The sequence below is a fragment of the Rhabdaerophilum sp. SD176 genome (assembly GCF_030143245.1).
Taxonomy (GTDB): Bacteria; Pseudomonadota; Alphaproteobacteria; order Rhizobiales; family Beijerinckiaceae; genus Rhabdaerophilum.
Genome location: NZ_JARJNS010000002.1, coordinates 219646 through 236920, shown reverse-complemented (window position 1 = coordinate 236920; position 17275 = coordinate 219646). Strand labels below are relative to the sequence as shown.

Sequence of the window (17275 nt, the reverse complement as noted above, 5' to 3'; positions counted from 1 at the left end):
TCATGATCGGCAAGCTCAAGGGCGTGATCGACAGCTACGGCGAGGATACCGTGATCCTCGATGTCCATGGCGTCGGCTATCTCGTGCATTGCTCCAGCCGGACCCTGCAGGCCCTGCCGCAGGCCGGCGAGGCGGCGACGCTTTTCATCGAGACCATCGTCCGCGAGGACATGATCCGCCTGTTCGGCTTCGCCAGCGCGGTGGAGCAGCAATGGTTCAACATCCTGCTCGGCGTGCAGGGCGTCGGCCAGAAAGTGGCGCTCGCCATCCTCTCCACGCTGCGCCCGGCCGAACTCGCCAATGCCATCGCCATGAAGGACAAGGCCGCCATCGCCCGCACCTCCGGCGTCGGGCCCAAGCTGGCCGAACGCATCTGCGTGGAACTGAAGGACAAGGCGCCCGCTTTCGGTTCTGTCGATCCCGCTGTGGCAAAACTCGCCGGCGAGGCGGATGAAGGCCGGGTGAAGGGTCCGCTGAAGGATGCGATCTCGGCGCTGGTCAATCTCGGCTATGGCCAGCCACAGGCCACTGCCGCCGTGGCTGCCGCGGCAAAGGCTTTGGGCGAGGCGGCGGAAACCGGCCAGCTTATCCGGCAGGGCCTGAAGGAGCTGGCGAAGTGATCATCGCACCCGCCAGCCTCGAGGATCTGCTCGCCGGATGGCGCCAGCATTGGCGCGGCGAGATGATTGTCACCCCCCGGCGGCGCTATGGCCCGGCGGAAGTGCACGCCTTCGCCGCGCGCGATGGCGCCGGCGCCATGACCGGGCTCGTCACCTTCGCTGTGCAGGCCGGCCTTGCCGAGTTGGTCAGTCTCAACACCGAGGCGCAGCAGCAGGGCACCGGCACGGCGTTGATGGACGCCGCTGAGCGCGAGGCCTGCCAGCTCGGCGCGACACGGATGATCCTCGCCACGACGAACAACAATCTCGGCGCCCTCCGCTTCTTCCAGAAGCGCGGCTACCATCTCGCCGCCCTGCATCGCGACGCCGTGGCCGGGATCCGCCGCGAGAAACCCTCCATCCCGATGGTCGACCCGGATGGCCTGCCCATTCGCGACCTGATCGACCTCGAGAAGACGCTATGACCCGCCCCGGCCTCCTCAATCCCGAAAAGCGCGGCGATGATGTCGATCAGTCCATCCGCCCGCTCGCCCTCGGTGAATTCATCGGCCAGCAGCAGGCGCAGGAAAACCTCAAGGTCTTCATCCAGGCCGCCAAGGCGCGCGGCGAGGCGCTCGATCACGTGCTCTTCGTCGGCCCGCCCGGCCTTGGCAAGACGACGCTGGCTCAGATCGTCGCGCGCGAGCTTGGCGTCAATTTCCGCTCGACCTCCGGCCCCGTCATCGCCAAGGCCGGTGATCTCGCCGCGCAGCTGACCAACCTTGACGAGCGCGACGTGCTCTTCATCGACGAGATCCACCGCCTCAACCCGGCGGTCGAGGAAATCCTCTACCCCGCCATGGAGGATTACCAGCTCGACCTGATCATCGGCGAAGGGCCGGCCGCGCGCTCGGTGAAGATCGACCTGCCGAAATTCACGCTTGTCGGCGCCACCACCCGCGCCGGCCTGCTGACAACGCCGCTGCGGGATCGCTTCGGCATTCCCATCCGCCTGAATTTCTACACCGTGGCGGAACTCGAACTGATCGTGACGCGCGGCGCGCGCGTGCTCGGCATCGGCATGAGCGAAGATGGCGCGAACGAGATCGCCCGCCGGGCGCGCGGCACGCCGCGCATTGCCGGCCGGCTGCTCCGCCGCGTGCGCGATGTCGCCATCGTCGAGGGCGCGGACAGGGTGACGCGCGCCATCGCCGACAAGGCCCTGACCATGCTCGATGTGGATTCCATCGGCCTTGACCTGATGGACCGGCGCTACCTCACCACCATCGCCGAGAAATTCTCCGGCGGGCCGGTCGGCATCGAGACCATGGCCGCCGCCCTGTCCGAGCCGCGCGATGCCATCGAGGACATTATCGAGCCCTATCTCCTCCAGCAGGGCTTCCTGCAGCGCACCCCGCGCGGCCGGCTGCTCACCGATGCCGCCTTCCGCCATCTGGGGATGAACCCGCCGGCGCGGGAAGCGCCACAATTCAACCTCTTTGCCGGGGAAGAAGAGTGAAAACCGGCCACCGGGCCGACCCAGCCTCCAGAAGTCCTCGTCCATGCTCTCCCGTCGAACGCTCCTGAAATTCCTCGGCGCGAGCCTGGTCAGCCTGACAGCCGGCGCCGCCTATGCCTTTGGTTACGGCCCCTTGCAGCGACCGCGCATCGCCCGTTACCGGCTGGCGCCCGAGGAATGGCCAAAGGGCACCAATCTCAGGATTGCGGCTTTGGCCGATATCCATGCCTGTGAACCATGGATGTCCGTGGAGCGGATTCATTCGATCGTAGACCAGACCAATGCGTTGAAGCCGGACCTTGTCGTCCTCCTCGGCGACTATGTGGCGGGGATGAAACGATGGCGGCTTGGCGAGATTTCTTCCTCTGAATGGGCCAAGCCTCTTGGTCGGCTTACTGCACCTCTCGGTGTGCATGCTGTTCTCGGAAACCATGACTGGTGGGATGATCGAGAAGCCCAACGGCAAGGGGGCGGTGTAACTATCGCTCGAAGGGCGCTCGAGGGTGTCGGCATCCCCGTCTACGAAAACGGCGTTGTTCGACTGGAGAAAGATGGGAAGGGATTCTGGCTTGCAGGGCTGGCTGACCAACTCGCGATCCTGAAACGCGGCGCGCCAGCTGGACGGCGTGTTGTCGGGCTGGACGACCTGGGTGCGACGATATCGCTTCTGAAGTCCGATGAACCTGCCATCCTGCTTGCCCACGAGCCGGATATCTTTCCTTCTGTTCCGGATCGCTTTTGCTTGACCCTGTGCGGCCATACCCATGGCGGTCAGGTCAACATCCTGGGCTGGCGCCCTGCCGCGGCATCCATTGGCAGCAAGATCTATCCTCATGGACATTTCCAAAGAGGCAAAGTCCACCTCGTTGTCTCCGGCGGGCTCGGTTGCAGCATCGCGCCGGTGCGGGTGGGCGTTGCGCCGGAAATCGTGCTGATCGAACTGGGCGAGGCATGAACGGCGCCCCGCAGCGGCGCACCGGGGTCCGGGAGGATTTTCAGCTTCCGCGCTTCTTGCGCTCGCGGTCCAGTTCCTCGATCACAGCGACAACATCGAGATAATCCTCGTGCTTGGCAGGGGCATAGCCCTTGACCTTGCCATCGGTCAGCGCCTTGAAAACATCCGGCGCCCGGTCCTTCATGCTGACCATGGCATCGCGGACCGCATCCTGGAGCCCGACCGGAAGGTTCGCCCGAACGCAGAACGGGCTGTTCGGGATCAGCGGGGACCGCCAGATGATCCGGGTTGAACCCTTGGCAATCATGCCGCGCCCTTCGAGACGCTGGACCATACCGCTCTCGGCATTCGTCCAGTAGGTGGCCGCGGCATCATACTGGCCCTTGACCACGCCGATGACAGAATTCTCGTGGCTGCCGGAGAATGCCGTCGCGGAAAAATGCGTCGCCGGGTCGAAGCCCTGCTTCTTCATGAAATATTGCGGGAACGCATAGCCCGACGTGGAATTCGGATCGGCGAACAGGAAGGGCTTGCCCTTGAGATCGGCGAGCGACTGCAGGGGGCTGTCCGAGCGGACAATGACGACCGAATAGTAACCTTCGGCACCATTGTTATCGATGTCGCGGAAGATCGGCTTCAGCTTGTCGCCCATGATCCGCCGGCCGAGGGAATAGACTGCCGGCCCGAAGCGCGAGAACTCGATCTGATCGCCGCGCATGGCCTCGACAAGGCCGGCATAATCGGCGACCCGGTAGGTCCGCGTCGGGACGCCGAGTTGATCCGTCAGATACTTCGCAACCGGCTCCCAGCGCGAGAGGGCACCAGCCTCGTTTTCCGCCGAGGAAACACCCACCCGCAATTCCTTGAACTGGCTCCGCCAGTCCGCCTGGGCCTTGACGGCGACCGGCGCAAGAGCAAGACCCAGCATCGTGGCACGGCGCGACAGAACCCGGTTCATGGCAACATCCTCCATCTGGTTTTTCCATGGGATGGATGGCACGACTTGGTGACATTACGCCGACAGCGAACGGACAATCGACAGGTCGAGAGGCGTCGCAATGGAACTCCCCCTCCGCATCTATTACGAGGACACGGATTTCTCCGGCTTCGTCTACCATGCCCGCTACCTGCATTTCTTCGAGCGCGGTCGCACCGAGGCGCTGCGCGAGGCGGGCATCGACCAGCGCGTCCTGTTCGAGGCCCAGGGAGGCCCCTTCGCCTTTGTCGTGCGGCATCTTTCGATCGATTATCACCAGCCCGCGCGGATGGATGACGAGGTCACGGTCGGGACGCGGATCACGGAAATCGGCGGTGCCAGCCTGCGCATGCACCAGCGCCTGCTCCGCGACGGCGCATGCCTCGCCGAAGCCGAAGTCACCATAGCCTTCCTCGCGAAGGGGCGGCCGAAACGGCTCGATCCCGCTCTCCGGGCACAGCTTGTTGCATTGCACAAGCTCTGAATATACCAAAGGTTAACCATAAAGGTCGATGGATAGAACCGGCGTTCCACGCACGGTCCCGGCTGCGGCTTTGCCCGTGCTGCGCCTCAGTTTGGTCGCAAAACGGGGTCAAGAGCCGCGTTCTGTCCCTGTCGGAGCCTCCGGGCGCCGGAAAGAAGGAAGTCTCATGCCCGGCGCCGAAGCCACTCCCGATCTCTCGCTGATTGCCCTCTTCCTGCATGCCCATTTCATCGTGAAACTGGTCATGCTCGGGCTGATGGCCGCGTCGATCTGGTCCTGGGCGATCATCATCAACAAGGCGATGATGCTGCGCGCGATGAAGGCCCGCATGAACGAATTCGAGGATACGTTCTGGTCCGGCCAGAGCCTCGACGAACTTTACCGCTCGCTCCACCAGAAGACGACCGATGGCTTTGCCGCGCTGTTCGTGGCGGCGATGGGCGAATGGCGCCGCACCTTCGAGGGTTCGGGCCGCGGTTTCGCCAGCCTGCAGACCCGGATTGACAAGGTGCTCGACGTCTCGATCTCGCGCGAGGTGGAGCGGCTGGAATCGAAGCTGCTGGTGCTGGCCACCATCGCCTCGGTCGGACCCTATATCGGCCTGTTCGGCACGGTTTTCGGCATCATGACGACCTTCCGCTCGATCGCCGCCTCGAAGAACACCTCGCTGGCCGTCGTCGCGCCGGGCATTGCCGAGGCGCTGTTCGCCACGGCGATCGCGCTGGTGGCGGCCATTCCGGCCAATATCTTCTACAACAAGTTCGTCAAGGACGTGTCCCGCACGCAGGGCCGCCTGGAAAGCTTCGCGGATGAATTTTCCGCCATCCTCTCGCGCCAGATCGACGAGCGCGCCGGCCAGCCGCCGGCGCGCGGCGCAGCCTGAGGAGCGCGGGCCATGGCCATGGCAATGAATGCAGGCGGAGGCGGCGGCAAGAGGCGGCGGTCGCGCCGGGCGGCGCCGATGGCGGATCTCAACATGATCCCCTTCATCGACGTCATGCTTGTGTTGCTGGTGATCTTCATGGTTGCCGCGCCGCTGCTGACCACCGGCGTTCCGGTCGACCTGCCGAAGACCGGCGCCTCGCAGCTCAACATCGATCAGAAGCCGATTTCGGTCACGATCGACGAGCGCGGGCGTCTCTTCCTGCAGGACAAGGAAACCCGCATCGAGACGCTGGCTGCCGAGATCGGCGCCATCGCCAAGCAGGGCTATGACGAGCGGATCTATGTCCGCGGCGCTGCGCAGGTGAATTACGGCCGCGTCGGCGAAGTCATGGGCGTGCTCCAGCGCGCCGGCTACACGAAGATAGGGCTGGTCAACGCACCGGCCGAAACGAAGTAACGGAGGTCTGGCACGGTGCCGAAGGCGCTGGTCGACAATCTGAGGGGGGCCATCTCCTGGCGCGAGCCGGGCACCCTTCTCTCGACCCTTGGCCATGCCCTCGTGCTCGGCCTTGGCCTCTATTCCTTCAGTTCCGCCAAGCCCTTCACGCCGGCGCAGGAAGCCGTCGCGGTCGATGTCGTGAGCGACCAGCAATTCAGCGAGATGATGCGCGGCGACAAGGAATCGAAGGTTGTCGGCCCGGCGCCGGAGCGCCGGATCGACCGCGTCGCCGAGACGAAGGAAGACAAGGATCCCGGCCAGGCCAAGCGCGACGTGCCCGCTCCGCCGAGCCGTTCCGAACCCCAGCAGGTCGAGTCGAAGCCCGAGCCGCCGCAACAGCAGCAACTCGCGGCGATCATCCCGCCGACCCGCCCGCCCGAACTCCGCGTCGCCCCGCCGGTGCCGACCCCGCCCGTCAAGGTGGAGGAGGATGACCGCGAGGACGAGCAGGCCGAACTCCTGCGTCGCAAGAAGATCGAGGAACAGCGCAAGCTCGAGGAGGCCAAGGCCGCCGCCGAGGCCAAACGCAAGCTGGACGAGAAACTCAAGGCCGAAGCCGAGGCACAGAAGCGCGCCGAAGATCTCAAGAAGGCCGAAGAGCTGAAAAAGGCGGAAGAACTGAAGAAGGCCGAGGAACAGAAGAAGGCCGAAGAGCGTCGCAAGGCCCAAGCCGAGAAGAAGGCGCGCGAGGAAAAGGCGCGCCGCGAGGCGGCCGAGGAACAGAAACTCAACGATGCAATCCGAAACCGCCTGCTCACCTCCCGTGAGGCACCCTCCTCAACCGGCTCGACAGGTGCTGCGGTCAATGCCCGCTCGACGGCCGGCACGGCTCAGGCCACGGGCAACAAGCTTTCGCCGAGTGATCGCATGCAGCTGATCGGCATCCTCACCGAACAGATGAACCGTTGCATCAACTATTCCGGCTCCGCGCCAAAGACCGGCCCGCAGATTACCTTCACCCTCGGTCGCGATGGCGCGATTGTCAGCCAGGTCCAGGTGGCAAACCGCTCCGGCGAGCCGAACTTCATGCCTTTCGCCGAGGCCTCGATGCGGGCTCTGCGCAATTGCCAGCCCTACCGCATCCCGGCCCGCTTCATGAACACCTACGAAGACTGGAAGAACGTCCGGTTGAACATCGACACTTCGGAAATGCAATGAGCCCGTTCGCCAGCCCCGCGAGACCGACGCCATGAACCGTCCCTTCCAGCTGTTCCGCCCCGTTTTCTTCGCCTTCGGCCTGATCGCGGCCCTGGCGGCGCCGCTCTATCTCAGCGGCGAACTCCGCGCGCAGGATCGCGGCTGCCGGGCCGGAGAGCTCTGCATCGATCTGAACCCGCGCAATTTCAAGCCGATGCCCATCGCCATCGTCGATTTCTCCGGCGATCCGCAGGGCATCCAGCTGGCCGAGATCATGGCGGCCAATCTCAAGCGCTCCGGCGTGTTCGAGCCGATCGACAAGGCCCGCCACCCCGAACGCAGTCTCGGCTTCGACCAGGTGCCGAATTTCGCCGCCTGGCAGCAGGCCGGCGCGCAGGCCATCGTGAGCGGTCGCGTGGTCCGTGACGGCGCGCGCCTCGCCATCGAATACCGGCTCTGGGATGCAACGACGGGCAAGCAGGTGGTCGGGCAGAAGCATGCCATCGATCCGGCCAACTGGCGGCGCCTCGCCCATCTCGCTTCCGATGCCGTTTTCGAGCGCATGACCGGCGAGACCGGCTTCTTCGATACGCGGATCATCTTCGTCGACGAGACCGGCCCGAAGGAAAAACGCCGCAAGCGCCTCGCCATCATCGATCAGGACGGCGCGAATTTCCGCGCGCTCTCTTCCGGCTCGGAACTGCTGATCACGCCGCGCTTCAGCCCGCGCGGCGATCGCGTCACCTTCATGTCGCTGGAAGAAAACGGTCGCGCCAACGTGCAGGTGCTCGATCTCGGCTCCGGCCGGCGCGCCGTGGTCGGCTCCGCCAACACGACCAGCTTCGCGCCCCGCTTCGCGCCCAACGGCACGCAGGTGGTGATGAGCGTCGAGAATGGCGGCAATACCAACCTCGCGCTGGCCGATATCGGCTCGGGCGGCGTGCGCCCGCTCACCTCGGGCGGCGCGATCGATACCTCACCCTCCTTCTCGCCGGATGGCAGCCAGATCGCCTTCGAGAGCGATCGCGGCGGCGGCCAGCAGATCTATATCATGGGCGCCGATGGCTCCGGCGCACGGCGGATTTCCTTCGGCGATGGGCGCTACTCGACGCCCGTCTGGTCCCCAAAGGGCGATTTCATCGCGTTTACCCGCCAGAAGGCGAACAGCTTTGCCATCGGCGTCATGAAGCCGGATGGCTCGGGCGAGCGGATCCTCACCGAGGGCTATCATAACGAGGGCCCGACCTGGGCGCCGAATGGCCGCTACATCATGTTCTTCCGCGATAGCGGCGCCGGCCCGAAGCTGCATATGGTCGATGTGAATGGCCGGATCGACGTGCCGGTCCCGACCCCGGCTTTCGCCTCGGACCCGGCCTGGTCCCCGCTGCTCTCCACCCGCTGAGGCGAGGCGCGCGATGACCGCCGTTGCCGCGGATTCCGCGCTCGTCCTGTTTTCCGGCGGGCAGGATTCCGCCACCTGTCTCGCCTGGGCCCTGGAGCGCTTCACCAAGGTCGAGACGCTGGGCTTCGAGTATGGCCAGCGCCATGCCGTCGAACTGGCCTGCCGCGACACGCTGAGGCAGGGCATGGCCGGCCTTGACCCAGCCTGGGCCACGCGCCTCGGCGAGGACCATACCCTCGCTGTCCCGACCCTCGGCACGATATCGCAGACCGCCCTCACCCGCGATGTCGAGATCGCCATGGGCGAGGAAGGCCTGCCGAACACCTTCGTGCCCGGCCGGAACCTCCTGTTCCTGACCTTCGCCGCCGCGCTCGCCTATCGTCGCGGCATCCGACATCTGGTGACCGGCGTCTGCGAGACGGATTTTTCCGGCTATCCCGATTGCCGGGACGACACGATCAAGGCGCTGCAGGTTGCGCTCAATCTCGGTATGGAGCGCCGCTTCGTGCTGCATACCCCGCTGATGTGGATCGACAAGGCCGCGACCTGGCACCTCGCTGAGGCTCTTGGCGGGAGCGCGCTCGTCACCCTGATCCGCGAGGAAAGCCATTCCTGCTACCTCGGCTTGCGTGACAAAAGCCATGACTGGGGCTATGGCTGCGGCCAGTGCCCGGCCTGCGAATTGCGCGCGAATGGCTACCGGCGTTACGCGGCGGGGTGCTGAGTTCGAAACAGGGTGGCTGATCCCTCAAAGCCCAAGGGGCCAAAGCGAGTTTCCATGACAGACCGTGATTCCCTGCGCCGCCGCGAAGGCGCGCTTTTCCTTGTCGCCTTCGCCGCCTGCGTGCCGCTGGCCAACTGGCTGATCCAGAATGTCGGCACGTTCTGCGTGCCGAACGGGCCCTGCCTGGTGCCGGTCGCGCCCGGCATCACCGCACCGAGCGGGGTCCTGATGATCGGCGTGGCCCTTGTCCTGCGCGATCTCGTCCAGCGCCGGCTCGGAATCAGCTGGGCGATCGGCGCCATTCTCGCCGGCGGCATGCTCTCGGCCATGCTCTCGCCGCCTGCGCTGGTGATTGCCTCGGTCGCGGCCTTCCTTCTTTCCGAACTGGCGGATCTCGCCGTCTTCACCCCGCTGCAGAAACGGGGCCTTGTCCTCGCGGCCCTGGCCAGCAGCGCGGTCGGCGTCGTGATCGACAGCCTCGTCTTCCTCTGGCTCGCTTTCGGCAGCCTGAAATATCTGGAAGGCCAGATCCTTGGAAAGGCCCTGATGGTGATAGCCGCGCTTCCCCTGCTGCTCTGGCTGCGCGAGCGTGATCGCCGCATCGGTCTCGAACCCGCCTGACCCTGCAAAATTCCGCAAACGACAAGAATTCGTTCACCATTCGCCGCAAAGTCGCCATGCCCGGGTATTCAATGAGCGAGCGAAAAGGCTTTACGGAAGCTTTCGTTAATCCAGCGGATTTTATCTGCTTTCAGGGGCGGCAGGCCCATTGAAGGAGTTTTGGGTATGGAACCCGGTTTTTTGACGTCGCGCGGCGCTCGTTTCGCCGCGGCTTTTGTCGTTGCTTTGACGCTGGGCGCTTGCGCTTCCAAGAATGATGCCGATGCCCTCGGGCAGGGCGGACCACAGACGCCGGGCTCGATCCAGGATTTCGTCGTCAATGTCGGCGACCGGGTCTTCTTCGATTCCGATTCCTCGGAAATCAACGCCACCGGCCAGTCCACGCTGGACAAGCAGGCACAATGGCTGGCGCGCTACCCGAGCTACTCCTTCACCATCGAAGGCCATGCCGACGAGCGCGGCACGCGTGAATACAACTTCGCGCTCGGCGCCCGCCGTGCCGAATCCGCCAAGAACTACCTGATCGCCCGGGGCGTCGGCGCCAACCGCATCCGGACCGTCTCCTACGGCAAGGAACGCCCGGTTGCTGTCTGCAACGACATTTCCTGCTGGTCACAGAACCGCCGTGCCGTGACTGTGTTGGGCGGGGCCGGCAGCTGAGAAGCTGCCACGCACCCTGTCGGGAAGGCGAATCCTGCGCTAAGGTAGTCTCATGCTCGGAATGATGCGTCTCCTGCCGATCGTCGTTGTCGCGCTGGCTCCCCTGGCGATGCCGGGGACCCTGCGCGCGCAGGATGCCGCCGATTTCGTGCTGCGGCTCGACCGGCTGGAGAACGAGAACCGCCGCCTCACTGGCCAGGTGGAGGAATTGCGGTTCCAGCTTCGGCGGGTCGAGGACCAGCTCAAGCGCTTCCAGACCGACGCCGATACCCGCTTCCGTGATCTGGAATCAGGCCGGCCCGGCGGCGCGCGGCCTCCGGCCAGCCCCGCCACGCCGGCCGCCCCGACGCCGCAGCGGCGCTCCGACGCGTTCGACCCGGCAACGACAAAGAATGCCCCCGGCGCGCCGCGGCCGCTCGGCCAGTCTGGCGGTGTTGCCACCGCGCCAGGCGTGCCGCTGCCCGGCGCAAACCTGCCGGCCGGTGCCCTGCCGCCCGGCGGCACCGCGGCGGCAAATGACGATCTCGGTGCCCCGCTCGACGTGACTGGCCAGCGCCGCCCACCGGCGCCGGCACTTGTGGCGAGGGGCAATGCTGCCTCCGACTTCGCCTTTGCGAGGTCGCTCGTCGATCGGGGAGATTATGAACTGGCCGAAGGGGCGTTCCGGGATTTCCTCCGCAGCTACAGCAAGGATCGCCGCGTGCCGGAAGCCACGTTCTGGCTGGGCGAGAGCTACCTCCGCCGGACACGCTACCGCGAGGCCGCCGAACAGTTCCTCAATGTCACAAGCAAGCATGCCAACGCGCCGCGCGCGCCGGAAGCCATGCTGAAGCTGGGCATTTCCCTGCGCGGCCTTGGCGCCACAGCCGAAGCTTGCGGGATTTTTAACAAGGTTACGGCCAAATATCCCAACACCGCACAACCGATCCGTGCGGCCGTGGAACGGGAAAAGGCGCGCGCGCAATGTTAGAGGACGATCTCGAAGGCAATCCGATCGACCAGCTTCCCCTGACGCCGGAGGAAGCTCTGGCCCTCTTCAGGAGCGCCCTCGGGAGCGATGAATGCAATGGCATTCTGCTGGCGGTATCCGGCGGACCGGATTCAATGGCCCTGCTGGGCCTCGCCGTGGCCGCCCGCGCGTTTCTGCCCCCCATTGCCGTGGCGACTGTCGATCACCGGCTCCGGCCGGAATCGGCCGACGAGGCCCGGTTCGTGGCGGAGTTCTGCAAGGATCTGAAGATTGCCCATTGCACCCTTCCCTGGCTTGACGCGCCTGGCCCCGGCACCAGCCAGGAGACCGCGCGGAAGGGCCGCTACGCGCTGCTCGTCGGGCATGCGCGCGCCATCGAGGCCACCCATCTCTTCACCGCCCATACGCTGGACGACCAGGCCGAGACCGTGCTGATGCGGATGGCCTCCGGGACAGGGCTCGTCGGCCTCGGCGCCATGCGCCCGAATGTCGCGCGCGGCGCGATCCGGCATGTCCGGCCGTTTCTGGAAGTCGCGAAGAGCCGGCTGATCGCCACCTGCGAGCAGAACCATTGGGTCTTCTCGAAAGACCCGACCAATGAGGACGCACGCTATGCCCGGACCCGGTTCCGCGCGCTGATCCCGATCCTCGCCGATGAAGGCCTCACTCCCGAACGGCTTGGCACGCTCGCCGCCCGTGCTCGCCGGACCGAGGATGCGATGGAGCAGATCGCACGTCGCACGCTCGACAGCGTCATGGTCCGCCGTGCGCCGGATGGTGGCGCCATCCGCATGAAGGCCGAGCCGTTCTTCACCGAGCCCTTCGAGATGGCCCTGCGGATGCTGAAGAAATCCATGCTGGCCATCGGCGGCGAGGCGCCGCAGGAAACCCAGATTTCCCTCGCCAAGCTGGAGCGTCTGCTCAAGAACCTGCGCATGGCCATCCGCGACCAGCGCCCCTTCCGCCAGACCCTCGCCTGGACGGTGATCGCCCATGGAGGCGGTTTCCTCGAGGTCCGAACGGCCCCGCCGCGGCGCACCCAGCGGGAGAACAGCCGCACGGCGCAGGGGCGCGGCGGGTAACCTTCCGCCTTCACAAAACGTGACGATTTACCGCGAGCGCTTGGCAAGCCGGTCCGGCATGCCTAAATATCCTTGTGAGGTTTTCCGGCAGGGCCGGCGCAACCGTCACCGTGAGAAGTGTCAGAGATGAATCAGAATTTCCGGAATATCGCGCTCTGGGCCATCATCCTCCTGCTGGTCCTCGCGCTTGTCTCCGTCTTCCAGAGCCCGTCGGGCCGAACCGGAGGACAGGAAATTCCCTTCTCCAGCTTCGTCGAGTCGCTCGACAAGGGCCGCGTCGACAAGGTTGTCGTATCCGGCTGGGATGTGCAGGGCTCCTTCAACGATGGCAGCGGCAATTTCGTCACCTTCGGTCCGGTCGATGACAAGATCCGCGAGAAGCTGCGCGAAAAGAACACCAATGTGACGTTCCGTTCGCCCAATGCCGACACGCCCTGGTACATGTCGCTGATCGTCAACTGGCTGCCGATCATCTTCTTCCTCGGCGTCTGGATTTTCATGTCGCGGCAGATGCAGAACGGTGCCGGCCGGGCCATGGGCTTCGGCAAATCCAAGGCCAAGCTTCTGACTGAAGCGCATGGCCGCGTGACCTTCGAGGATGTCGCCGGCATCGATGAAGCCAAGGAAGATCTTTCGGAAATCGTCGAGTTCCTGCGCGATCCGCAGAAATTCCAGCGCCTTGGCGGCCGCATTCCGCGCGGTGTGCTGCTGGTCGGCCCGCCGGGCACCGGCAAGACCCTGACGGCGCGTGCCGTCGCGGGTGAGGCCAATGTGCCTTTTTTCACCATTTCCGGCTCCGATTTCGTGGAAATGTTCGTCGGCGTCGGCGCCAGCCGCGTCCGCGACATGTTCGCCGAAGCCAAGAAGAACGCGCCCTGCATCATCTTCATCGATGAAATCGATGCGGTCGGTCGCCATCGCGGTGCCGGCCTCGGCGGCGGCAACGATGAACGCGAGCAGACGCTGAACCAGCTCCTCGTCGAGATGGACGGCTTCGAGGCCAACGAGGGCATCATCATCATCGCGGCCACCAACCGGCCGGATGTGCTCGACCCCGCCTTGCTGCGCCCGGGCCGTTTCGATCGTCAGATCGTGGTGCCGCTGCCGGATGTCAACGGTCGTGAGCGCATCCTTCGCGTTCATTGCCGCAAGGTGCCGATGGCGCCGGATGTTGACCTGAAGACGCTGGCCCGCGGCACGCCGGGCTTCTCTGGCGCTGACCTGATGAACCTCGTCAACGAGGCCGCCCTGCTGGCCGCCCGCCGCAACCGTCGCCTCGTCACGCATCTCGAATTCGAGGATGCGAAAGACAAGGTCATGATGGGGGCCGAGCGGAAGTCGATGGCCATGTCGATCGAGGAAAAGCGGAACACCGCCTACCACGAAGCCGGCCACGCGATCATCGCGCTGAAAGTGCCCGGCATCGATCCGATCCACAAGGCGACGATCATTCCGCGCGGTCGTGCGCTTGGCATGGTGATGACGCTCCCGGAAAGCGATCGCTACTCGATGTCGCGCGAGAAGAGCCTGGCGCGCCTCGTCATGCTCTTCGGCGGCCGCGAGGCCGAGATCATCACATTCGGCCCGGAAAAGGTGACGAACGGCGCCACCGGCGATATCCAGATGGCAACACAGCTCGCCCGCGCGATGGTCATGGAATGGGGGATGAGCGAGCGGCTCGGCCGCGTCCGCTATGCCTCGAACCAGCAGGAAATCTTCCTTGGCCATTCGGTCAGCCAGTCGACCAACATGTCGGACGAGACGGCAAAGCTGATTGACGAGGAGGTCCGGCGGCTGATCGAGGAGGGCGAGACCGCCGCCCGCAAGATCATCACCGACAACAAGGAACAGTTCGTGGCCATTGCCGAGGCTCTGCTCGAATTCGAGACGCTGACCGGCGATGAACTCCGCGCCCTGATGGACGGCAAGCGCCCGACCCGCGAGGATCCGGACCAGCAGCCGCCGTCACGCGGTTCGGCGGTTCCCTCGGCCGGCAAGCCGCGCCCGCCGGAAGCCGAAGGTGGCGGGCTGGAACCCCAACCGCAGGGATAGTCTGTCAAATCCTGCCTGCCGATTCCGGGAGACAGCAGCCTTCAGGACAGGCCCCTGCGATAAGCTGTTAACCCCTGGACGGGGCAAGGCTTGCCATTGCAGGGCATTTGAGGCACCCCTAGCCGGCTTGGTCAGGGGTGTTTTCACATGAGCAGGAAGTTCTTCGGCACGGATGGCATTCGTGGACGGGCTAACGGCAAGATCACGCCGGAACTGGCCCTGCGTGTCGGGCAGGCCGCCGGCATGGTGTTCCATCGCGGCGAGCACCGCCATCGCGTTGTGATCGGCAAGGACACGCGCCTTTCCGGCTACATGATCGAAAATGCGCTGACCGCCGGCTTTCTGTCGGTCGGCATGGATGTACTGCTGCTCGGCCCGATGCCGACACCGGCCATCGCCATGCTCTCCCGTTCGATGCGGGCCGATCTCGGTGTGATGATCTCGGCCTCGCACAACCCTTACGAGGATAACGGGATCAAGCTGTTCGGCCCGGATGGCTACAAGCTTTCCGACGAGATCGAGACCGAGATCGAACGCCTGATCGACCCCTCGGCGGCTATCCGCCTTTCCGGCTCGCGCGATATCGGCCGTGCCCGGCGCCTCGAGGGCGTCCATGCGCGCTACATCGAATTCGCCAAGCGGACCCTGCCGCGCGCCCTCGATCTCGACGGTATGCGCATCGTCGTCGATTGCGCCAACGGGGCCGGCTATCGCGTCGCGCCCGAGGCCTTGTGGGAACTGGGCGCAGAGGTGATCGCCATCGGCGCCGAACCGGACGGATTCAACATCAACCGCGATGTCGGCTCCACCGCCCCGAACGCCCTGCAGCAGAAGGTGCGTGAGATGCGCGCCGATATCGGGATCGCGCTCGATGGCGATGCCGACCGTGTCTTGATCATCGACGAGAAGGGCCACGTCGTCGATGGCGACCAGCTGATGGCGGTCATCGCCGAGAGCTGGCACCAGGACGGACGCCTCGCCAAGCCCGGCATCGTGGCGACGATCATGTCGAATCTCGGCCTCGAACGCCATCTCGGCAGCCTTGGGCTCGCCCTCGCCCGGACCGCTGTCGGCGACCGCTATGTCCTGGAGCATATGCGCGAGCATGGCTTCAATGTCGGCGGCGAGCAGAGCGGCCACATCATCCTTTCCGATTACTCGACCACCGGCGACGGCCTGATCGCCGCCCTGCAGGTCCTGGCTGTTGTGCGGCGGGAGGGGCGCGCCGTCAGCGAGATCTGCCACCGCTTCGAGCCGCTGCCGCAGATCCTGAAGAACGTCCAGACGCGGGGGGGCCAACCGCTCAAGGACCAGGCCGTCAACCGGGCCATCGACCAGCTGCGTGCACAGCTCGGTGCCGCCGGCCGGCTTGTGATCCGGCCCTCCGGCACGGAACCGGTGATCCGCGTCATGGCCGAGGGCGATGATCGCGATCTCGTCGAGAAAGTCGTCGATGACGTGATCGACGTGATCTCCAAAGCCGCCTGACGGCCTGACTGTCTGACAGCTCGACGCCTCGTCGGGCCGGAAGAACGGGCAACCCTCAGACGCCGTATTTCACCCCCGGTTAGGGATAATTTTTAAGGTTAAGTGCCTCTTAACCAAGCTCTGCGATGCTCTTCCCATTGATTCTGGCGGCTGCGATGCCGCGCGATAGGCTTGAAGGGAAATCACATGCGTCGCTCGACATGGCTCCGCACCGCACAAATGGCGGCCCTCGTCGCAGGAACCCAGTCGCTTCCGGCTTCCGCGGCGGACATGCTCTCCGCTCCTCCGCCGCCGCCCATGATGGCGCCGGCGCCCCATATTGATGCCGGCGGCGGCTTCTATCTCCGCGGCGATATCGGGGTCAGCAACCATGACAATGGCGGCGTCTTCCTGGCACCGGGGGGGGCGAACTTCCAGACCATGTCCTCCAGCCTCGGCAATTCGGTCTTCCTCGGCGTCGGCGCCGGCTATGCTTACAATTCGTGGCTGCGCGGCGATGCCACGATCGAGTATCGCAGTGCGGCCAAATTCCGCATCTCCGAACTCGACACGCGCGGTACTGCCGGCACGGGCGATGACGGCATCAACGTGACGACCGGCAAGGTCAGCGCCGTGGTCGGCCTGCTGAACGGCTATGTCGATCTCGGCACCTGGCACCGAATCACCCCGTTCATCGGCGCGGGTGCAGGTTTCGCGACAATCTTTACCAATGATGTCCGCGATGTCGGCTATGCGGCCTTTGCCGGTGGCACCGGTTCAGCGCCCAGCAAGACCGATACGCGATTCGCCTGGGCCATCCATGCCGGTCTTGGCTATGATCTGAGCACAAATCTCAAAGCAGAAGTCGGATACCGCTACCTCAATATGGGCACGGTCAACACGGCCAACGTGGCTTGTACGATCCCCTGCACGACTTTCAATGCTCGCATCAAAGATCTCAGCTCGCATGATATCAAATTCGGCATGCGGTACATCTTTGCCGATGCCGCGCCAGCTTTTGCCCCAGGCCCTCTGGTCCGCAAATACTGACCCTTTGATTCTTCTTGCTTGAAGCAGGGGCGCAGGAAACTGCGCCCCTTTTGCTGTCGGCCTTCTCTTGCACACAAGGCAAAAATAGCAGCCCATCCCCAGCGAATATTGTTTTCCTCATTTGTTTCAGAGTTGAGGGTTTTGACCTGTCGCCCATTTCTCCTAAAAGTTAATATTGTTTAGAGATTCGCGA

The 17275-nt window shown here is 64.8% G+C and carries 18 protein-coding genes; 17 read left to right on the top strand and 1 reads right to left on the bottom strand.

Annotated elements, in window-relative coordinates; translation table 11 throughout:
- Positions 1-2 precede the first annotated feature (2 nt).
- Genes ruvA through P0652_RS04855 form a run of 4 tightly spaced genes read left to right on the top strand, consistent with a single transcriptional unit; the run spans position 3 to position 3073 of the window.
- Positions 3-620: a Holliday junction branch migration protein RuvA gene (gene ruvA, locus P0652_RS04870; protein WP_284177645.1), complete on the top strand. Its 618-nt coding sequence runs from the start codon at positions 3-5 to the stop codon at positions 618-620.
- Positions 617-1084 carry a GNAT family N-acetyltransferase gene (locus P0652_RS04865; protein ID WP_284177644.1) on the top strand — a complete coding sequence of 156 codons (468 nt, stop codon included), beginning with the start codon at positions 617-619 and terminating at the stop codon, positions 1082-1084. Before ruvA ends, P0652_RS04865 begins: the two co-directional genes overlap by 4 nt.
- Positions 1081-2118, top strand: a complete 1038-nt coding sequence (gene ruvB, locus P0652_RS04860; RefSeq protein WP_284177643.1) for a Holliday junction branch migration DNA helicase RuvB — start codon at positions 1081-1083, stop codon at positions 2116-2118. Before P0652_RS04865 ends, ruvB begins: the two co-directional genes overlap by 4 nt.
- Before the next feature lie 43 nt (positions 2119-2161).
- Positions 2162-3073: a metallophosphoesterase gene (locus tag P0652_RS04855; RefSeq protein WP_284177642.1), complete on the top strand. Its 912-nt coding sequence runs from the start codon at positions 2162-2164 to the stop codon at positions 3071-3073.
- Between the two features lie 40 nt (positions 3074-3113).
- Here P0652_RS04855 and phnD read toward each other — a convergent pair whose 3' ends face one another.
- Positions 3114-4031, bottom strand: a complete 918-nt coding sequence (gene phnD / locus P0652_RS04850) for a phosphate/phosphite/phosphonate ABC transporter substrate-binding protein (RefSeq protein WP_284177641.1) — start codon at positions 4029-4031, stop codon at positions 3114-3116.
- Between the two features lie 100 nt (positions 4032-4131).
- On the opposite strand from phnD, the gene ybgC reads away from it, so the two are divergent.
- From ybgC to P0652_RS04785, 13 genes are all read left to right on the top strand, one after another.
- Positions 4132-4533, top strand: coding sequence for a tol-pal system-associated acyl-CoA thioesterase (ybgC, locus tag P0652_RS04845; protein ID WP_284177640.1), 402 nt, complete (start codon positions 4132-4134; stop codon positions 4531-4533).
- A 166-nt stretch (positions 4534-4699) separates the two neighbouring features.
- Entirely contained in the window at positions 4700-5416 is a 717-nt protein-coding gene (gene tolQ, locus P0652_RS04840) for a protein TolQ (protein WP_284177639.1), read from the top strand.
- A 12-nt stretch (positions 5417-5428) separates the two neighbouring features.
- On the top strand, positions 5429-5875 hold the full coding sequence (locus P0652_RS04835; RefSeq protein ID WP_284177638.1) for an ExbD/TolR family protein: 447 nt from the start codon (positions 5429-5431) through the stop codon (positions 5873-5875).
- A 15-nt stretch (positions 5876-5890) separates the two neighbouring features.
- Entirely contained in the window at positions 5891-7075 is a 1185-nt protein-coding gene (tolA, locus tag P0652_RS04830) for a cell envelope integrity protein TolA (protein ID WP_284177637.1), read from the top strand.
- Positions 7076-7106: 31 nt separating this feature from the next.
- A complete protein-coding gene (gene tolB / locus P0652_RS04825) occupies positions 7107-8456 on the top strand; it encodes a Tol-Pal system beta propeller repeat protein TolB (RefSeq protein WP_284177636.1) in 1350 nt (449 codons plus the stop codon).
- A 13-nt stretch (positions 8457-8469) separates the two neighbouring features.
- Entirely contained in the window at positions 8470-9180 is a 711-nt protein-coding gene (queC, locus tag P0652_RS04820) for a 7-cyano-7-deazaguanine synthase QueC (protein ID WP_284177635.1), read from the top strand.
- 54 nt (positions 9181-9234) lie between these two features.
- Positions 9235-9801, top strand: coding sequence for a VUT family protein (locus P0652_RS04815; protein WP_284177634.1), 567 nt, complete (start codon positions 9235-9237; stop codon positions 9799-9801).
- Between the two features lie 165 nt (positions 9802-9966).
- A complete protein-coding gene (pal, locus tag P0652_RS04810) occupies positions 9967-10461 on the top strand; it encodes a peptidoglycan-associated lipoprotein Pal (protein ID WP_284177633.1) in 495 nt (164 codons plus the stop codon).
- Positions 10462-10513: 52 nt separating this feature from the next.
- Positions 10514-11431, top strand: coding sequence for a tol-pal system protein YbgF (ybgF, locus tag P0652_RS04805; protein ID WP_284177632.1), 918 nt, complete (start codon positions 10514-10516; stop codon positions 11429-11431).
- Entirely contained in the window at positions 11425-12513 is a 1089-nt protein-coding gene (tilS, locus tag P0652_RS04800) for a tRNA lysidine(34) synthetase TilS (RefSeq protein WP_284177631.1), read from the top strand. Before ybgF ends, tilS begins: the two co-directional genes overlap by 7 nt.
- Before the next feature lie 126 nt (positions 12514-12639).
- The gene (ftsH, locus tag P0652_RS04795) at positions 12640-14565 is read left to right on the top strand and encodes an ATP-dependent zinc metalloprotease FtsH (RefSeq protein ID WP_284177630.1); all 1926 of its coding nucleotides are present in this window, start codon (positions 12640-12642) and stop codon (positions 14563-14565) included.
- Positions 14566-14712: 147 nt separating this feature from the next.
- Positions 14713-16053, top strand: coding sequence for a phosphoglucosamine mutase (glmM, locus tag P0652_RS04790; protein ID WP_284177629.1), 1341 nt, complete (start codon positions 14713-14715; stop codon positions 16051-16053).
- Between the two features lie 186 nt (positions 16054-16239).
- Positions 16240-17082, top strand: a complete 843-nt coding sequence (locus P0652_RS04785) for an outer membrane protein (RefSeq protein WP_284177628.1) — start codon at positions 16240-16242, stop codon at positions 17080-17082.
- Positions 17083-17275 lie beyond the last annotated feature (193 nt).

Excerpts from the sequence above, each read along its gene's own strand:
- P0652_RS04815 (WP_284177634.1), top strand. The coding sequence starts at position 9,235 with ATGACAGACCGTGATTCCCTGCGCCGCCGCGAAGGCGCGCTTTTCCTT.
- queC (WP_284177635.1), top strand. The coding sequence starts at position 8,470 with ATGACCGCCGTTGCCGCGGATTCCGCGCTCGTCCTGTTTTCCGGCGGG.
- P0652_RS04855 (WP_284177642.1), top strand. The coding sequence starts at position 2,162 with ATGCTCTCCCGTCGAACGCTCCTGAAATTCCTCGGCGCGAGCCTGGTC.
- ftsH (WP_284177630.1), top strand. The coding sequence starts at position 12,640 with ATGAATCAGAATTTCCGGAATATCGCGCTCTGGGCCATCATCCTCCTG.
- pal (WP_284177633.1), top strand. The coding sequence starts at position 9,967 with ATGGAACCCGGTTTTTTGACGTCGCGCGGCGCTCGTTTCGCCGCGGCT.
- P0652_RS04835 (WP_284177638.1), top strand. The coding sequence starts at position 5,429 with ATGGCCATGGCAATGAATGCAGGCGGAGGCGGCGGCAAGAGGCGGCGG.
- ybgC (WP_284177640.1), top strand. The coding sequence starts at position 4,132 with ATGGAACTCCCCCTCCGCATCTATTACGAGGACACGGATTTCTCCGGC.
- ruvA (WP_284177645.1), top strand. The coding sequence starts at position 3 with ATGATCGGCAAGCTCAAGGGCGTGATCGACAGCTACGGCGAGGATACC.
- P0652_RS04785 (WP_284177628.1), top strand. The coding sequence starts at position 16,240 with ATGCGTCGCTCGACATGGCTCCGCACCGCACAAATGGCGGCCCTCGTC.
- ruvB (WP_284177643.1), top strand. The coding sequence starts at position 1,081 with ATGACCCGCCCCGGCCTCCTCAATCCCGAAAAGCGCGGCGATGATGTC.
- phnD (WP_284177641.1), bottom strand. The coding sequence starts at position 4,031 with ATGAACCGGGTTCTGTCGCGCCGTGCCACGATGCTGGGTCTTGCTCTT.
- tolQ (WP_284177639.1), top strand. The coding sequence starts at position 4,700 with ATGCCCGGCGCCGAAGCCACTCCCGATCTCTCGCTGATTGCCCTCTTC.
- tolB (WP_284177636.1), top strand. The coding sequence starts at position 7,107 with ATGAACCGTCCCTTCCAGCTGTTCCGCCCCGTTTTCTTCGCCTTCGGC.
- tilS (WP_284177631.1), top strand. The coding sequence starts at position 11,425 with ATGTTAGAGGACGATCTCGAAGGCAATCCGATCGACCAGCTTCCCCTG.
- glmM (WP_284177629.1), top strand. The coding sequence starts at position 14,713 with ATGAGCAGGAAGTTCTTCGGCACGGATGGCATTCGTGGACGGGCTAAC.
- ybgF (WP_284177632.1), top strand. The coding sequence starts at position 10,514 with ATGCTCGGAATGATGCGTCTCCTGCCGATCGTCGTTGTCGCGCTGGCT.